Here is a 16898-nt window from a genome sequence, read left to right on the forward strand (position 1 = left end):
ATTAACTTAGGTAAGTTTATTGCTCATAAGTAAAGAGTTAACAGCCGCAGAATTAACCCCTACAAAGACTAACGTTTGTAAAGGTTTGAAGCCAGGCGATACAGTTGAAGTGCATTGGGTGCATAGTTCTGCTGATGTCACACCAGATCAAACATTAATAGTTTAGCTACTTGGTGTGACAGCAATGAGTTTGGAGAAGACCATGGCCATGGTGTGCGTAAACTTGTTACCAATCCTGCGTTACTATCTAAAATAGAATAGTTTGAGTACCCTATTGTAGAAAATACACTGTGTAGCCATAAGCGACAAAATTTTGCAGAGAATTAAATTATGTCGTTTTTTATTGCATCAGACCCAAATTTGCGGTTAGCTTTATTTCGATTGTAACTTAGGGTAAATAAGGCAACACATGTTAATTGAGCGGATCATGAGTAAACCCGTGGTGACGGTGACATTGGATGATACTTTGCGCACGGTTAAACAGATTTTTGAAAACGCTAAGTTTCATCATTTACTCGTGGTAGAAAAGGGTAAATTGTACGGTGTGATTTCAGATCGCGATTTGCTAAAATCCATCAGTCCTTTTATCGATACGCTTCAAGCAACAGCCCATGACAAATTTACTTTGAATAAAAAAGTGCACCAAATCATGAGCCGAAAGCCCATTACGTTGCCACCCTCAGCGGATGTGTATGCGGCAATTAGCCTATTCAATCAACATAATATCTCCTGTATCCCTATTGTGAATGAAAAAGATGCCCCCGTTGGAATTATTAGTTGGCGCGATATCCTTAGGACAATTGAAGTCAATCACAACAAAAAACTCAGTCGAGCCAAATGAGCTAGTTTTCAGTCACTGCTATGTAAATAGTGGGTACTAGTTTGCGGCAGGTATTTCACATCGAATTTCAAAATAGGTTTTTTACATGTCTCAGTTTGTCCTTTGCTCTGAAGATAACTTAGCGTCAAAGTATGTAACCGCTATTCAACCATTCTGGAAAAACAGCGTTCAACACGGAACGTTTGATGGAGTGGGGGAAGTGGGGAAAATGGAAAAAATAGATATTGCGTATGCTTATGCACTGCATCCACAGGCACTCGGAGCTGTAGTAATTGCATCTGGCCGCATCGAAAGTTTAATAAAATATAAGGAAGTAGTGTACGACCTCTATCAAAATGGATATTCGGTATTTATTCATGACCATAGAGGGCAGGGTTTGTCAGGGCGTATGTTAGAAAATTCACAAATAGGCTATGTGGCGGACTTTTCTGAATATGTGTCCGATTTCAAAAAATTTATTGATGAAGTGGTCACTGAAAAAACACCGCACAAACCCAACTTGTTGTGTCATTCAATGGGTGGGACCATCGGAGCTTTGACAGTTTCACGTTATCCAGAATTATTTGAAAAGGTCGCGTTTTCGGCCCCTATGTTTGGCATTCGTCCGCCATTACCTGATTGGTTCGCCAAGTTATTGCTCGATTTACACGCCATTTTAAATAACAAAAACAGCTATTTTTTTGGACAAAAAAATTATGAGCATCAGCCATTTGCAGCTAATGAGTTAACTCACAGTGAAATCAGGTATCAACTTTTTCGTCAAGAGTATCAAGCAGCACCTCAATTACAGTTAGGTGGCGTCAGCGGACAGTGGCTAAAAATGGCGGCTCAAGCAATGGACCAAGTAGAGCAAAATGTGCACTGTTTCCCCATTCCCGCCTTAGTTATTCAAGCCGGAGCTGATCAAGTCGTTGATAACAAACGCCAGAGCAGGGTAGTGGCAAAAATGGCAAATTCTAAACTGATGATAATTGAAGGCGCTAAGCATGAATTGTTAGAAGAACAAGATAAATTTAGAGTGCCTTGTTTCACGGCAATTTTGGACTTTTTTAGATGATCGTTCTCAAAAGACACATCCAAAAGATAAAGACCCACTAAGTGTTAAACCTTCTAGCTGGATTTTGTTAATATGCCTCTATTATAGATAACTGAAATTATACCCATGCTCGATATCGTTTTATACCAACCTGAAATCCCTCCCAATACTGGCAATATTATCCGTCTATGTGCGAATACTGGTTTTGCATTACATTTAATTGAACCTCTAGGATTTGATTGGGATGACAAAAAAGTACGCAGGGCGGGGTTGGATTATCACGAGTTTGCCAATGTACAACGTTATCCAAATCTTGAAGCTTATATTCAAGCTCGACAGCCTAAACGAATTTTTGCATGCACAACCAAGGGCAAGGCGTTCTTTGCCGAAGCTAAGTATCAATCCGGCGATGCATTGTTATTTGGGCCCGAAACCCGAGGTCTACCCGATGAGGTTATTGAGTCTCTGCCACCCGAGCAGCGAGTGCGTATTCCTATGCTGCCACAAAGTCGTAGCATGAACTTGTCAAATGCGGTGTCAGTGTTTGTGTATGAAGCTTGGCGGCAATTGGAGTTTGATGGCGCGGTGTAATTGCTATTTATCCAGAGCTCAGGTTATTTAGGAGCTTGTTTTCAAGCTCCCTCATCAATTATTCCTTAGATAAATGCATATGCATCACCAAACAAAGAGGTTATCGGTAATCCTTGTTTAATGAAATCATCACGCACCACTTTAGCCATCTCAAAACGTCCGGCCACATACACTTGATAATTGCTCAAGTCTTGAATGTCTTCAAGTACGGCTTGATGTACCCACCCCGTTTTGCCTGTCCAATCTTTTTCTGGAAGCTCTACTACTGGGATGAAGGTAAAAAGAGGGTGTTGTTTGGCAAGAGTGCTAAGTTCGTCGAAGGCATACATGTCATTAACCGTTCGTGTTCCCCAATACAAAATCACAGGAGCCATTAATGGTTTGCTTAGTAGTTGTTGCAGTATAGATAAGGTATACGAAAATCCAGTGCCGCCAGCTAACAAAATAGTAGACTGTGCAGCGGCTTGATTAAGAAAGGCTTCCCCTAATCCACCCTCTACTTTTATTTGTGCATCTTTGGTCATTTTTTCTAAGACTTGCCCTGCATATTGATTGCCTGGTTCAGCACCAATATGTAATTCAATACTGCCATCCGCTCGAGGCGCGTTAGCAATAGAAAAGGGGCGTTTGTCATCCTCGCCCATGACTACTTGCAAATATTGACCGGCAATAAAACTCAGGGGTAAACTTGGAATTAATACGATACGTTTAATTGAGTCTGTAAGGGATTCAATTTTTTCTACCTTACATTGGATTATTTGCATGGATCTCTTCTGGTTAGATTAATACGACTTGAATATGATTATTTGAAATAACCTTTGATATTCATCTGTTTGAGCTTTAGGCTCAGTGGTGGATTATAAACATATGACTGCTTTTATACGAGTCGTAATTAACTGAAAATACTAGGTTTTGGTGGAAGTTCTGTAAATGAATGCCTTGTTCCGCTTAAATCTAATATGAGCCCGCTCTGTGCACGGGAATTAAGTGCATAATTTTTGAGGAAGAAACATGACATTTACGTCTGAGATGGTTGCAGAACTGAACTTATTATTGAAGTTTCCTAACAAGAGTCTGATGCAAGGTTTGAAAATTCATAATGACGCAGAATCAACAGTGGTTGATGCTGCGAAGCGATTGTTCGAAAAAGGTATCGTGACCTTACCTGATGGGGGATATTTAACCGATTTAGGGCATGATTTATTCGAACATGCCCAGGTTATAAAAATGGCGTTAACCCATAAATAGAAAGTGGTCGAACAGTTGTTAGCATAATAATTGGTCTTGCATATAATTTAGGGTCTATGGCCCTAAATTATTTATATAAAAAATTTTGTTGCCGATACAAAAGAAATGCTAAAAGTCAGATACTAAAAGTCAGATAATTTTTATGCCCTTATTCAAATCTTTATCAATATTATGTTGTGTCTTGTCATTTGTTACTGCTACTCATGCAGCTGATGAAATTAAAGCTGTGCAGCTTTATTCACAGAATGAGTTACTGGACTTAATTAATAGAAATGAACATTTGAGCCGTGTGGTGTTAGATGATTGCCAGTTGGTGCAAGATATTCAGGCACGGGCAGAAGTACTCAAAATTCCCAGTTATCAGTTTTTGTGGGGCGACATGCTTGCTTGGGGAGTCTGCGTGGACGCAGAGCCAGAGCGAGGCATAAACTTTATGCATCAAGCTGCTGAGCAAGGTCTTTCAGCTGGATTAGAACAATTAGGTCGGTATTATTCTCAAGGTAAACTTGTGCAACAGGATAAAGAAAGAGCTGTGGTTTTTTTACGTGAGGCCTCTGTACTGGGCGACTTAAAAGCACAAATTCAATTGGCAGAATTATTTATTGAAGGATATGGCAGCCCTTATGATTATGAAGACGCTTATCACTGGTTGTACAATGCAATTACCGCAGATAAATCCACGCACCGTAAAATTGCCCGTTGTATGCAAAGCTTAGAAAAACTGATGCATCCCAAAGCAGTACGTAAGGCGAAAAGACCACTTAATTCCTAATCTCACTTTATGTGGGTAAAGATTGTTGTCTCTTCCCTTTATCCCCTTTATAGGGATCCTACCTTATAAAAATGCCTAAAAATAATCGCCAAGTAGGCAGTAATTCACGTGCTTTTGATAAAGATAAACAACAATGGTTGATGGCATGGATAACCAAAGCGGGGAAAACAATTGATCTCTATAGCGCAGTGTCAGACAGCAACCAGATAGTGATGTTATCTAAACATAAAACGCCACAGGGCAAATATGCTTGCATTACATTTTTTGACATGCAACAAGACTCATTTGAATGGAAATTGCAATGGTCAAATGATGGCAAGAGCAACTGGTTAGAGGTGCATCGTATTCATGGTAAAAGAGTTAAATAGTGAAACTAAGACAGTATCTGTTAAAAAGTCTTATTTGGGCGGCTCATTTAGTTATACTGGACAATTATATTTATTAGTTAGGAATTTCCTCGCCCTATGAGCGACGACCCATTTTACCAACGCGAAAAAGAAAAATACGAAAAGCCGGTTGCTAGCCGCGAATACTTACTCGAACTTTTAGTCGAAGCTAAACAACCTTTGTCTTTCCTAGAATTTTGTCAGTTGCTTGATGCAAAAGATGAGGACAGTCGCATTGGCATTCAGCGTCGCCTTCGAGCCATGGAGCGTGAAGGACAAGTTGAGTTCAATCGTGACAAAAAGTACGCAAAGCTTAAAACAGAGGATCTTATTCAAGGCCGAGTAATAGGTCATCGTGATGGCTTTGGTTTTTTAAAACGCGATGATGGTGAAAAAGACTTATTTATTCATAATGCACAAATGTCCACGGTATTCCACGGCGATGTGGTGCTTGTTAAAGAAAGTGGCACAGATAACCGTGGTAGACGCGAAGCCAGAATTGCCAAAATTGTCGAGCCTCGCACCGAGCCCATAGTGGGTCGTTATTTTTTTGAAAATGACGTAGGTGTAGTGATCCCCGACGACAGCCGTATTAATCACGAAATCATGATCCCCAAAGAACAAACCAACGGTGCCCGTCAAGGGCACATTGTTGTGGTTGAAATTGTGCAGCGTCCTCGAAAGCGGGTGAATGCTATCGGTAAAATTATTGAAGTGTTGGGTGAACATATGGCTCCCGGCATGGAAATCGATATGGCGCTGCGTACTTTTGATATTCCACATCATTGGCCAAAAGGTGTCGATAGGCAAGTGAAGGGACTAAATGAACAAGTCCCCGAAGAGGCGAAGGAAGAGCGTATTGATTTAAGACAATTGCCACTGGTCACTATTGATGGTGAAGATGCTCGTGATTTTGACGATGCGGTTTTTTGTGAACCATTAGATGACGGTGGTTGGCAACTATGGGTGGCGATAGCTGACGTGAGTTATTATGTGCGCCCAGGCACGGCACTGGATAGCGAAGCACAAAATCGTGGTAACTCGGTATACTTCCCTGAACAAGTTATTCCCATGTTGCCAGAAGTATTGTCTAACGGTCTATGTTCATTAAATCCTCAAGTTGACCGTTTATGTTTGGTGTGTGAAATGACTATCAGCAAAACAGGCAAGCTGGTGGAGCATCAATTTTACGAAGCGGTAATGAACTCCAAGGCAAGATTAACCTATACAAAAGTGTGGGACCTTTTGAAAGAACAGGGAACACAAGGTAACCCTGAACTACATAAACGTTATGCTGAGCAAGTCCCTCACCTGAAAAATTTACACCAAATGTATCGTGTTTTGAAACGCACTCGCAAACAACGTGGTGCGATTGAGTTTGAAACTCAAGAAAGCAAGTTTGTATTCAACGCTCAACGTAAAATTGATAATATTATACCGGTGACGCGCAACGATGCGCATAAGCTAATTGAAGAATGTATGATTTTGGCGAATGTGTCAGCGGCGCAAACCTTAACTAAAAATAAAGCCGAAGCTTTGTATCGTATCCACGATGAACCTGATTCAGATCGCTTAGGTGCATTTTTGTCGTATCTGGGTGAAGTGGGCATCACTCACAAAATTGGTAGTGACGTATCCCCGCAAGATTTCACCGACGTGATTGAAAAAATTCAAGGTCGAGCTGATCAAGAACTCATTCAAACCATGTTGTTACGCTCGATGAAACAAGCAGTATACGATCATGAAAACATCGGTCATTTTGGTTTGGCATTGGAGGCTTACGCACATTTTACCTCGCCTATTCGTCGCTATCCCGACTTAGTAGTGCATCGAGCCCTTAAAGGCATTATCGATAAACAACAGCAGCGCAAGAGTAAATCAGGCGGCAAAGCTTATACCGCTGATGAAGTGGAGACCTTAGGTGAACAGTGTTCGATGACAGAACGCCGTGCTGACGATGCGACTAGAGACGTTTCCGATTGGCTCAAATGTGAATTTATGCTGGACCATGTTGGCGACGTATTTGAAGGTGTGATTGCTTCAGTGACTAACTTTGGGTTTTTTGTGCGTTTGAGCGAATTCCATATTGATGGTTTGGTGCATATTACTTCTTTAGAAAAAGACTATTTTCGTTATGACGAAGTTAAGCAGCATTTAATTGGCGAGAGTTTTGGTACGGTTTACCGCTTGGGTGATCCTGTTGAAGTTAAAATCGCTGCAGTCAATTTAGATGAACGAAAAATAGACTTTTTATTGGATGGCGTTGCAGGCAAAAATATTAGAAAAACAGCGGGTAGGAAACCTTCTAGGTCTAAAAAGTCGGAGCAAGGTAAAAAAGTCACAGAAGCTAAACCAGCTACCGCTGCTAAAACCACTAAAAAGCCAGCGACTAGAAAAAGCCGCACATCATCTAAAACTAAGTCTGTTCGAAGCAAGCCGGCAAGTTCGTCAAGAAAGGGGAGCAGTTAATATGGCTCAACAAGAATGGATATATGGTATCCACGCCCTTGAATCCATTCTCCTGCGTGAACCTGAGCGTTTAATTGAACTCTTTGTATTGAAAGGCCGTGATGATAAAAGTATTCACGATATTGTTAGCCAAGCAAGGGGCTTTGGGACCTCTGTGCAATTTTGTCAACGTAAAACCTTAGATGACAAGGTAGACGGTGGGCAACATCAAGGTGTAGTCGCAAAAGTGAAACCTGCTAAGCAATATAATGAAAATGACCTGGCAGCAATTGTAGAGTCAAGTAAATTACCCTTTTTGCTTATATTGGATGGCGTGACTGATCCTCACAATTTAGGGGCTTGTTTGCGTACAGCCGATGCGGCTGGTGTGGACGCGGTGGTTGTACCTAAAGACAAATCTGCTGCTCTGACGCCAGTGGTACGAAAAGTGGCCTGTGGTGCGGCTGATGTTATTCCTTTAGTTCAAGTCACCAACCTCGCTAGAACCATACGACACTTGCAAGACGCTGGAGTGTGGATAGTTGGCACCTCAGGGGAAGCAGAAAATAATATCTATGATTGTAAATTCAATGGGCCAATGGCCCTTGTCATGGGGGCTGAAGGTAAAGGCATGCGCCGCTTAACTCGTGAACACTGTGACGAGCTGATCAAGCTGCCTATGGCTGGTTCAGTTTCAAGCCTAAATGTCTCGGTCGCAACAGGCGTGTGTTTATATGAGATTCTTAGGCAACGAAGTTAACACACAGCTATGTGCCAGTTTTAAGATCTAAACCTTAGGTATGGCTTATCCCGAACTCAGGTTAGTTAATATCATCAGACACTGCAGGCGGCAATTATTTTGTTGCTTGCATTCTTATCAATACCTCTACCATAGGTACTGAAGACTCAATTTTGGCTTCTCTTCTCTAAGATTTAGCGTCTAAAGCCGTTTTTGCTCAAATTTAAATGCTTGCCACTAAATGGCTCTAAGCCTATACATAAAATGGTTTTCGCATTATTTTCTTTCACTATGGTCAATGTGCTACTACATCTGAACAATAGATCACAAGCCTGTCTAATCCAGTGGTTTACACTACTTTCCAAGACCGCCTAATATCAATCAGTATAAAGAATTGCCCCCTCAGAAAGCCTCCCTTAAACCAAAAGTCAAAAAACACCTAGGGTTTATGTCTTGCGTTAGGCCATTGAGAGTCACGTCAGGTATGTAAATGCAGCTACAGCTACAGCTTCAGCTTCAGCTAACACTAACACGCATCATGATGAGTGGTATTTGCTTATATGTATTTTATAGACCCTTCCTTGCTGCACAATACGCTTCCAACGTCAAATTCCCCGGTTTTTTGACGCTCAGGTAGCGTATTTTATCGCGATTGGGTAAGGCTTAGGTCCTCAAAAACTTGCTCTGGCTAGTAAATGTGTTCGCCACTAGGATTACATCTAATAATCGTTAGTGACCACTAAGCTAACACTGGCGAGTGTGAGTATATCGACTATAATCAAAAGGATGTGAGGTTATAGTATTTATCTGAAATGCTAAGTAAAACAACAACGTCCAGTACTGAGCACTCAAATCATTAATATCCTATATGACAAAAATTGATTTGTATCAATAGTTTTTAAAGTGCTGAGATAGATACTGTATTGGGTGTTTGAAATTGATCTTCATCTTAATAGCTAAACGGATTGTTTGTAGTCAAACAGGGATAAGATCAGGTAAGGGGATATGATGGCAGTAAAAAAAACGAGTAACAGGTCATTGAATAAGACCGACAAAGTGTCACCCAAAGTCAGCAGTGAAGCGAAGGATCACGAGAAGGTGTCCAATCTAGAAGCAGATCCTTTTTACGTCGTCGGTATAGGAGCTTCAGCGGGGGGCTTAAAAGCCTTTCAAGATTTTTTCTCTGGGATACCGGACACTTCTAACCTGAACATGGCCTTTGTGTTAGTGCAGCATCTGGCGCCTGATCACAAGAGTATTCTTAGCGATCTCATTCGCCGTTATACGTCCATGCAGGTATTCGAGGTAGAAGATTGTATGGAGGTTCATAGCAAATGCATTTATATCATTCCACCTAAGTATGACATGGCATTTATCAATGGCAAGCTGCAATTGTTAACCCCTGTCGCCCCTCATGGGCAACGTTTAGCTATTGATTTTTTCTTCCGTTCACTCGCCCATGATCAGCGAGAGCGGGCCATCGGCCTTGTGTTATCGGGTACCGGTAGTGATGGTACCCTGGGGGTTAGGGCAATTAAGGGGGAGGGCGGGATGGTAATGGTACAAACTCCCTCCACAGCTGAATTTGATGGCATGCCTCTCAGTGCCATTGCCACTGGGATGGTCGATTACGAGTTGTCTCCTGCTAAAATGGGTAATCGACTCATTGCTTACACCTCACATTTTAATAAGACTTCAGACGTTTCCTTTTTGTCTCATCAAATGCAAACTGATAGTAGCTTGAATCAAATATTTATTCTGATACGTGACCAGACCGGTCACGACTTTTCTCAGTACAAGCCAAGTACAATTAACCGCCGTATTGAGCGCCGCTTAGCGGTCCATCAGATCAGTGATATTAAAAATTATGTCCAGTTTCTTCAGCATACGCCTTTGGAAATACAAGCTTTGTTTTATGACCTCCTCATTGGGGTGACCCATTTTTTCAGAGACCCTGAAACTTTCAAGTCTCTCGAAAGGGATATTATCCCTGGTCTGTTAAAGGAAAGGGACACGGACAAAGTGATTCGGATTTGGTCAGTGGGCTGTTCCACTGGCGAGGAGGCTTATTCTATTGCCATCCTGTTGCGTGAGCGGATGGAGAAAATAAAACAAGAATATAAGGTGCAGCTATTCGCTACTGACATTGACGGGCGGGCAATCATCACCGCCCGAAGCGGGCTTTATCCAGCCAGCATAGTGAATGATATATCGTCAGAACGCCTTGGACGCTTTTTTACATCTGAACCCGATGGCAGTGCTTATCGTATCAATAAAGTGGTCCGTGACATGCTTATTTTCTCCGAGCAGGATGTCATCAAAGATCCTCCGTTCTCGAGGTTAGACCTGCTCATTTGCCGAAACCTTTTGATCTACCTAAATACCACACTACAGGAGAAATTGATCAATCTATTTCACTATGCTCTAAATCCCCTGGGCGTATTAATGCTGGGAACGTCCGAGGGTATTGGCAAAGGCGAAATGCTATTTGAATTACTTAACCGTAATAGTAAATTGTTCAGGCGCAAAGTTGATTTTCCGGGCATGACCATTATGTCCTTCAGCGGTTTTAGGTCAAAAAATATGGGAAGTCTCTCCCATGGAACAGCCTCCTCTATTAAATCAGGCCTAAGCTGTCCATTATCCTTCCGTGAACTGACCGAAATGACGTTAATCAACAAGTTATCCCCTGCCGGCGTGTTGATTAGGGCCAACGGCGATATTCTTTATTTGCATGGGCAAAGTGGCATGTTTCTATCTCTCAACCCTGGGAACGTTATCATCAATAATGTCTTGAAAATGGCCCGGCCCGGCCTAAAAAATGAGCTGAAGAGCGTCCTATATAATGCAATTAAGTCTAAAAATATCGAACGACACTCAAACGTGAAAATCAAGTCCAACAAGCACTTTGAATACTTCAATCTGATCATCTGTCCCATTAAGGTTGATAGCGAATTGTCAAATGATAAGTATCTGTATTTGATGGTTATGGAAAATCGGCTATTGGAGCAAAAGCCTGAAGACGTGGCCAAAATTGAAACTAATGTAACCGACTCTAAGCTCAAACGGCTAGTGTTGGATCTCCAAGAGGAACTAAAGAAGAAAGACGAATACCTCCAGAACACGCAGGAGCAATTAGATGCGTCTAACGAAGAGCTGAAGTCCTCTAATGAAGAAATGCAATCGATTAACGAGGAGTTGCAATCCACCAACGAAGAGCTGGAAACCTCTAAAGAAGAATTACAGTCGATCAACGAGGAACTGAGTACGGTCAATAGCGAGTTGCAGACTAAGGTGCGCGACTTGTCAATATCCAATAACGACATGAATAACTTGCTGGCAGGCACTAACATCGCCACTGTGTTTGTCGATCATAAACTGCGGATCATGCGCTTCACCCCTACCGCCCATACTATCCTCAACCTGATAACCGGCGATGTTGGCCGCCCAGTAGGGCATATTGTGTCTAATCTGGTCGACTATAGCAGCCTGGTTACTGACATTCAGCAAGTGCTGAACACACTTCAGCCTAAAGAGACCGAGGTGCAAACCCCAAATGGCAAGCGTTTCAACATGAGTATTCAGCCCTATAGAACCCTTGATAATGTCATTGAAGGGGCTGTAATCAGTTTTATCGACATAACTGAGGTCAAACAAATAAAAGGTAAATTGCAGGAATCGGAGAGCAGATTTCACACCATATTTGACAATGTTCCCTTTGGTGTGGCCTACCATGAAATGATCTATGACAGTTCAGGTAAGGCCGTCGATTATCGCTTTCTTGGGTCGAATGAAAGTTATAGAGTTCTCATAGGCATCGACCCCTTAGGGAAAACCATGAGAGAGCTGGATCTCGGTACTGAGAAAGATAACTTTGACTGGATAGGCACCTTTGAACATGTCGTCAAGACAGGAGAAAAAGTCCAATTTGAAACGCTTATTCAACCCAGTAACTGCTGGTGTGAATGCATGGCCTTCAGAGATGCACCGCAACATTTCGTTGCCGTTTTTAACAATGTGACCGACCGTAAGCAGGCCGAGGATGCTTTGTGCGAAAAAAAACGTGAGCTGCAGCAACTTAAGCTCGCCTCACCATCCATAAAAAATTGAGTATATCATTGTGACTAAAAAACAAGATAAATCATCTTCCTCTGACATAGACTTACGTCAGCGAGCAGAGGATATAGCCAGCAGAATAGATGATGCTCAACAGGAAAATATTGGAGTCCTGTCAGCGCTAGAAGTCCAGCAAATAGTGTACGATCTGAGAGTACATAAGATCCAGCTGGAAATGCAAAATGAAGAGTTGAGGACTGCACAGTCAAATATTGAAATATCACAGGCACGATATTTCGAGCTCTATAATATGTCCCCAGTAGGGTATTGTACACTTAACGAAACGGGCATTATCCAGGAAGCCAACCTCACCATTGCGACCATGCTTGATATTCCCAGAAATCAACTAGTTAGGAAGTCCTTTAGCCGCTTTGTCTTTAAGGCTGACAAGGATAATTTTTACTTAAAAACAAAAAAACTGTTGGTAAACCAGCAAACTATGTCCTGTGATCTAAGAATGTTGACCTCGAATAAAGGGACCTTATGGGTGCATCTGACTAGCACTAGCAGAAAGAAAGCCGACGGCACAGTTGAATTACACCTCGGGGTGAGCAACATCACAGAACAACGGCTGATACAACAACAACAACGGATCGCAGCGATTGCTTTTGAGTCACTAGATGGCATGTTAATTACTGATGCTGAAGGTCTGATTTTACAGGCTAATCGGGCTTTTATGACCATGAGTGGCTATAGCGATGAAGAAATTGTTGGGCAGACCCAGGATCTCTTCAATTCGGGGCGGCATACCAGCTCTTTTTTTGTTGAAATGAAAACACAGTTAAAACAGCAAGGTAAATGGTCAGGGGAAATCTGGGCTCGCCGTAAAAACTCTGAGGTATATCCAATATGGATGACGGTCAACGAAGTGAGAAATAACGAAGACGATGTTTCTCACTATGTATACACAATAAGAGACATTACTGCGAAAAAAGTGGCGGAAGAACAAATTTTAAACCTTGCCTTCTATGATCCGTTGACTAAATTACCTAATAGGCGACTAATGCTTGACCGCCTAGAACATGCCCTGTCTAGCCGTGCTCGCCACAAAAGACTGGGGGCAGTGATGATGATTGATCTGGACAATTTTAAAACCCTCAATGATTCTTTGGGACACGATGTCGGTGATCAGTTGCTGATCAGTGTCGCATCACGCCTAGAATCATGCATGCGAGAGGGGGATACCGTATCGCGCATTGGCGGGGACGAATTTGTAGTGATTATCGAAGATCTGTATGAAACGATTTTAGTTGAGAGGCAAGTCGAGGCTGTGGCGAAAAAATTCATCTTTCACCTGAACGAGCCGTATTTTTTGCAGCAGAGTGTCAGTAGAGATTCACAGAGCAAGATCGAGTACCACTGTTCCTGTAGTGTCGGTATAGCCCTATTCAGTGAAGACACCACCACAGTTGACGAACTGATAAAGCAGGCCGATACCGCCATGTATGCTGCCAAAGCAGATGGTCGCAACACCCTGCGTTTTTTTGCCCCCGAGATGCAGACATTGATGGTCGCTCGTATAAAAATGGAAAATGATTTACATGAAGCAATAAAAAAAGAGCAGTTCGTCCTTTATTATCAGCCAATAGTGACCTGTAAAAATAAGCTAATAGGCGTAGAAGCCTTAATCCGCTGGCTACATCCTAAGCGGGGTGTAATAATGCCCGGAGATTTTATCCCCATCGCTGAAGCAAGTGGTATTATTTTACCCATTGGGTTATGGGTAATACAAAATGCTTGCGACCAACTTGTAAAATGGGCTTGTGTCCCAGAAATGGCAGAACTGAGCATGGCTGTGAATGTCAGTGTCATGCAATTTCACCAGACTGACTTCGTTAGCCAAGTATTGACAGAACTTAAACGCAGCGGTGCTAATCCACTGCGTCTTAATCTGGAATTGACAGAAAGTGTGTTGATTTATGACATGAACGATGTGATCGACAAAATGATAACCTTAAAGGCTAGTGGTATCCGCTTTTCTCTTGATGACTTTGGTACGGGTTATTCGTCCCTGTCGTATTTGAAGCGGCTACCGCTGGATAGGTTAAAAATCGATCAAAGTTTTGTCCAAGAAATCAACAGCGATCAGGACGATGCGGCGATAGCCAAAATGATTATTGCTCTTAGCCAAAATTTGGGGGTGGAGGTCAGCGCTGAAGGTATAGAAAACCATGCCCAGCTGGACTACCTCGAGGATCTAGGATGTCATGTGTATCAGGGCTATCTGTTTAGCAGACCGTTGTCACTCCAGAAATTTGAGAGCTTCGCTCAGCAAGTTTAAAGAAGTCATCGAGCATCTGATTTATCTTTAAATTAGGGGGGGATCTAACGGCGCGCACTAAGAGCGCACGTAGCAGTGAGGTTGAGACTAAATCCCCTAAACCTGCCTCAGTAAGTAAGCTTTTGGCCCTAGAGCATTCGTTTACAACTAATTGTTCAAAATTGGGATGAAGTTCACCACCAAAACTATTGAATGCTGTCATTGCGTAGACGAGTCTTGTGGGTGCTTGTTGCATTGGCACTTCCAGACTTATTACTGGAGCCCCAAGGATTGGTTCCCTTAAATCATGAGACATACTTCCTTGTTTAGCGAATACACAAAACACGCTCTTGCCAACGATGTGTTTGAATATATCAGATTTGTGCTGTGGGCGTGGTTTATGATGTATTTGATGCTTTGTGATAAGTGGCTGAATGTATGAAAAGTGGCTTATCGAAACGTTAGCTGATATCCATTAATTTGGGATGGTTGGGCTTCAATCTAAGATAATTTTTGTTTTTTTGCAGATAAGTTTAGAAACTTGTCGCTTGCTAACGTTTCGCTAATTAATCGATATTAGACTATACCAACGGAAAAAACTGATGATTACTTCTGAAAAAACAGCTTGTTGGCAAGCTTTTTCATTCGTTAACAACTTGTTATGAAAGAACAATTGACCTATTTACTAACAATCGTTATAAATAACTTAAGACCCACAATAGGTATTCACTATGTCATTAAAAACACCCTTAGAAATGTTTTACCAATGGGAAGAGACTCATCCCGAAACTATTTACTTAAAACAGCCTATTGATGGTGCCATCAAAGATTTCACTTGGCGTGAAACTAGCCAACAAGCTCGAAAAGTTGCTGCAAGTTTATTGGCAATGGATTTGCCTAAAGCTAGCAATATTGCCATTTTATCGAAAAATTGCGCTGAGTGGTTTATTACCGATTTAGCGATTATGTTAGCAGGTCATGTGTCTGTACCTATATATTCAACGGCTGGTGAAAAGACCATTCGTTATGTTCTGGATCATGCTAAGTGTCCGGTGATATTTGTTGGTAAGTTGGACAATACTGAAAAACAAGTCGCCGCTATTGATGATGGGATTGTTAAGCTCGCTTTTCCTTATCCGAATATTCCTGCTGATAAACAGTGGGATGAATTATTACAAGCGACTCCCTTTCTTGACAAACCGATACCAGCTCTAGATTCAGTGATGACTATCGTTTATACATCCGGCAGTACGGGAAATCCAAAAGGTGTGGTGCACACTTATCAATCTATTTGTTGGGCAGCATCGAATTCATTAAACGAACTGGGAGTGAATCAAAACGATCGTATTCTCAGTTATTTACCTTTGGCGCATATTACTGAAAGAGTATTAGTAGAAATTGCTAGTTTATACTCTAGTACACGTATCGACTTTATTGAATCTTTGGATACCTTTGCCCGTGATGTTAGGTCTACGCAGCCCACCTTGTTTATTTCTGTTCCTCGTTTATGGACACGTTTTCAAATGGGCGTATTAGCTAACATGCCGCAGAAAAAACTCGATTTATTGTTACATATCCCAATAGTGGGGAGCTTGGTTAGTAGAAAGATCCGCAATAAATTAGGTTTGGGGCAAGCAAGGCTGTGCGCAAGCGGTTCAGCCCCCATTCCTGCTACTACACTAGAATGGTTTAGAAAAATTGGTGTCAACATTTCCGAAGGTTGGGGAATGACTGAAAATAGTGCATATGGCACTTGCTGTGTGCCTTTTAGGGCCGATAAATTAGGCTCCATAGGGCGTGCTTATGCAGGCGTGGATATACGCATAGCCGAACAAGGTGAAATCCAAGTTAAGGGGCCTTGTAATATGAAAGAGTATTATCGAGAGCCTGAAAAAACTGCAGAAGCGATGACTGAAGATGGGTATCTAAAAACGGGTGATAAAGGTGCGATAGATAGTGATGGTTACATCACAATCACCGGTCGATTAAAAGAGATTTTTAAAACATCAAAAGGCAAATATATTGCTCCTGTACCCATTGAATCAAAATTAATGGCTAATTCCTACATAGAGCAAGTATGTGTGACAGGTTCGGAATTAAAACAACCTATTGGTTTAGTTGTTTTGTCCCCAGAAGCGCTTAAGTTACCATCGGAAGAAATTGAACAAAGCTTGCTGGCAACGTTAAACGAAGTCAATGCCACCCTTGAAAGCCATGCGGTACTTGACTGCCTAGTCGTGATGAAGGATGAATGGACTGTAGATAATGGCCTTCTGACCCCGACTCTTAAGATTAAACGCCATGATCTTGAAGAACACTATAATAGCCTTATCAATGGTGAGCTGTCTGGGAAAATAGTGAGGCAATAGCCGGTAAAATCCTTGATGGTTTATAATCTTTACAAATAGTTCGACGCTTCAAAGCAAAGAATGTAAAGCTTGAGTAAAGCCCCTAACTTTTT

Annotated in this window: 14 protein-coding genes; 12 read left to right on the top strand and 2 right to left on the bottom strand. The window is 41.9% G+C overall.

The features are described 5' to 3' along the window. The first annotated feature begins 19 nt into the window (after positions 1-19). The 4 genes from CXF95_RS31445 (at position 20) to trmL (ending at position 2468) form a co-directional block, all read left to right on the top strand. Positions 20-166, top strand: a complete 147-nt coding sequence (locus CXF95_RS31445) for a delta-class carbonic anhydrase (protein ID WP_369809311.1) — start codon at positions 20-22, stop codon at positions 164-166. A 243-nt stretch (positions 167-409) separates the two neighbouring features. Beyond that, positions 410-841 (top strand): CBS domain-containing protein, encoded by a 432-nt coding sequence (locus CXF95_RS12365; RefSeq protein WP_101198991.1) that lies wholly within the window; start codon positions 410-412, stop codon positions 839-841. An 85-nt stretch (positions 842-926) separates the two neighbouring features. Next, positions 927-1898: an alpha/beta fold hydrolase gene (locus tag CXF95_RS12370; protein WP_101198992.1), complete on the top strand. Its 972-nt coding sequence runs from the start codon at positions 927-929 to the stop codon at positions 1896-1898. Between the two features lie 105 nt (positions 1899-2003). Further along, entirely contained in the window at positions 2004-2468 is a 465-nt protein-coding gene (gene trmL, locus CXF95_RS12375; protein WP_101198993.1) for a tRNA (uridine(34)/cytosine(34)/5-carboxymethylaminomethyluridine(34)-2'-O)-methyltransferase TrmL, read from the top strand. A gap of 65 nt (positions 2469-2533) precedes the next feature. Here trmL and fre read toward each other — a convergent pair whose 3' ends face one another. After that, positions 2534-3232: an NAD(P)H-flavin reductase gene (fre, locus tag CXF95_RS12380; protein WP_101198994.1), complete on the bottom strand. Its 699-nt coding sequence runs from the start codon at positions 3230-3232 to the stop codon at positions 2534-2536. Between the two features lie 247 nt (positions 3233-3479). On the opposite strand from fre, the gene CXF95_RS12385 reads away from it, so the two are divergent. The 7 genes from CXF95_RS12385 (at position 3480) to CXF95_RS12415 (ending at position 14458) form a co-directional block, all read left to right on the top strand. Beyond that, positions 3480-3716: a TIGR02647 family protein gene (locus CXF95_RS12385; RefSeq protein ID WP_101198995.1), complete on the top strand. Its 237-nt coding sequence runs from the start codon at positions 3480-3482 to the stop codon at positions 3714-3716. Between the two features lie 142 nt (positions 3717-3858). Further along, positions 3859-4488: a tetratricopeptide repeat protein gene (locus CXF95_RS12390; RefSeq protein WP_198556574.1), complete on the top strand. Its 630-nt coding sequence runs from the start codon at positions 3859-3861 to the stop codon at positions 4486-4488. Positions 4489-4559: 71 nt separating this feature from the next. Next, positions 4560-4856, top strand: coding sequence for a hypothetical protein (locus tag CXF95_RS12395; protein ID WP_101198996.1), 297 nt, complete (start codon positions 4560-4562; stop codon positions 4854-4856). A gap of 96 nt (positions 4857-4952) precedes the next feature. After that, entirely contained in the window at positions 4953-7343 is a 2391-nt protein-coding gene (gene rnr / locus CXF95_RS12400) for a ribonuclease R (protein WP_101198997.1), read from the top strand. A 1-nt stretch (position 7344) separates the two neighbouring features. After that, positions 7345-8082, top strand: coding sequence for a 23S rRNA (guanosine(2251)-2'-O)-methyltransferase RlmB (rlmB, locus tag CXF95_RS12405; protein WP_101198998.1), 738 nt, complete (start codon positions 7345-7347; stop codon positions 8080-8082). A gap of 984 nt (positions 8083-9066) precedes the next feature. Then, entirely contained in the window at positions 9067-12171 is a 3105-nt protein-coding gene (locus CXF95_RS12410; RefSeq protein ID WP_232787812.1) for a chemotaxis protein CheB, read from the top strand. Between the two features lie 10 nt (positions 12172-12181). Continuing rightward, positions 12182-14458 (top strand): EAL domain-containing protein, encoded by a 2277-nt coding sequence (locus CXF95_RS12415; RefSeq protein ID WP_101198999.1) that lies wholly within the window; start codon positions 12182-12184, stop codon positions 14456-14458. Here the strand turns inward: CXF95_RS12415 and CXF95_RS31450 are convergent. After that, on the bottom strand, positions 14406-14909 hold the full coding sequence (locus tag CXF95_RS31450) for a DUF1569 domain-containing protein (protein ID WP_101199000.1): 504 nt from the start codon (positions 14907-14909) through the stop codon (positions 14406-14408). The two genes, CXF95_RS12415 and CXF95_RS31450, sit on opposite strands and share 53 nt — an antisense overlap. Before the next feature lie 259 nt (positions 14910-15168). On the opposite strand from CXF95_RS31450, the gene CXF95_RS12425 reads away from it, so the two are divergent. Continuing rightward, complete coding sequence (locus CXF95_RS12425; protein ID WP_101199001.1) at positions 15169-16806, top strand: AMP-binding protein; 1638 nt, start codon at positions 15169-15171, stop codon at positions 16804-16806. The last annotated feature ends 92 nt before the right edge of the window (positions 16807-16898 follow it).

The sequence above is a fragment of the Paraglaciecola sp. MB-3u-78 genome, from assembly GCF_002835935.1.
Taxonomy (GTDB): Bacteria; Pseudomonadota; Gammaproteobacteria; order Enterobacterales; family Alteromonadaceae; genus Paraglaciecola.

Coding starts and splice junctions, on each gene's coding strand:
- rnr (WP_101198997.1), top strand. CDS start 4,953: ATGAGCGACGACCCATTTTACCAACGCGAAAAAGAAAAATACGAAAAG.
- CXF95_RS12365 (WP_101198991.1), top strand. CDS start 410: ATGTTAATTGAGCGGATCATGAGTAAACCCGTGGTGACGGTGACATTG.
- CXF95_RS12385 (WP_101198995.1), top strand. CDS start 3,480: ATGACATTTACGTCTGAGATGGTTGCAGAACTGAACTTATTATTGAAG.
- trmL (WP_101198993.1), top strand. CDS start 2,004: ATGCTCGATATCGTTTTATACCAACCTGAAATCCCTCCCAATACTGGC.
- CXF95_RS12370 (WP_101198992.1), top strand. CDS start 927: ATGTCTCAGTTTGTCCTTTGCTCTGAAGATAACTTAGCGTCAAAGTAT.
- fre (WP_101198994.1), bottom strand. CDS start 3,232: ATGCAAATAATCCAATGTAAGGTAGAAAAAATTGAATCCCTTACAGAC.
- CXF95_RS12390 (WP_198556574.1), top strand. CDS start 3,859: ATGCCCTTATTCAAATCTTTATCAATATTATGTTGTGTCTTGTCATTT.
- rlmB (WP_101198998.1), top strand. CDS start 7,345: ATGGCTCAACAAGAATGGATATATGGTATCCACGCCCTTGAATCCATT.
- CXF95_RS12425 (WP_101199001.1), top strand. CDS start 15,169: ATGTCATTAAAAACACCCTTAGAAATGTTTTACCAATGGGAAGAGACT.
- CXF95_RS12395 (WP_101198996.1), top strand. CDS start 4,560: ATGCCTAAAAATAATCGCCAAGTAGGCAGTAATTCACGTGCTTTTGAT.
- CXF95_RS12410 (WP_232787812.1), top strand. CDS start 9,067: ATGATGGCAGTAAAAAAAACGAGTAACAGGTCATTGAATAAGACCGAC.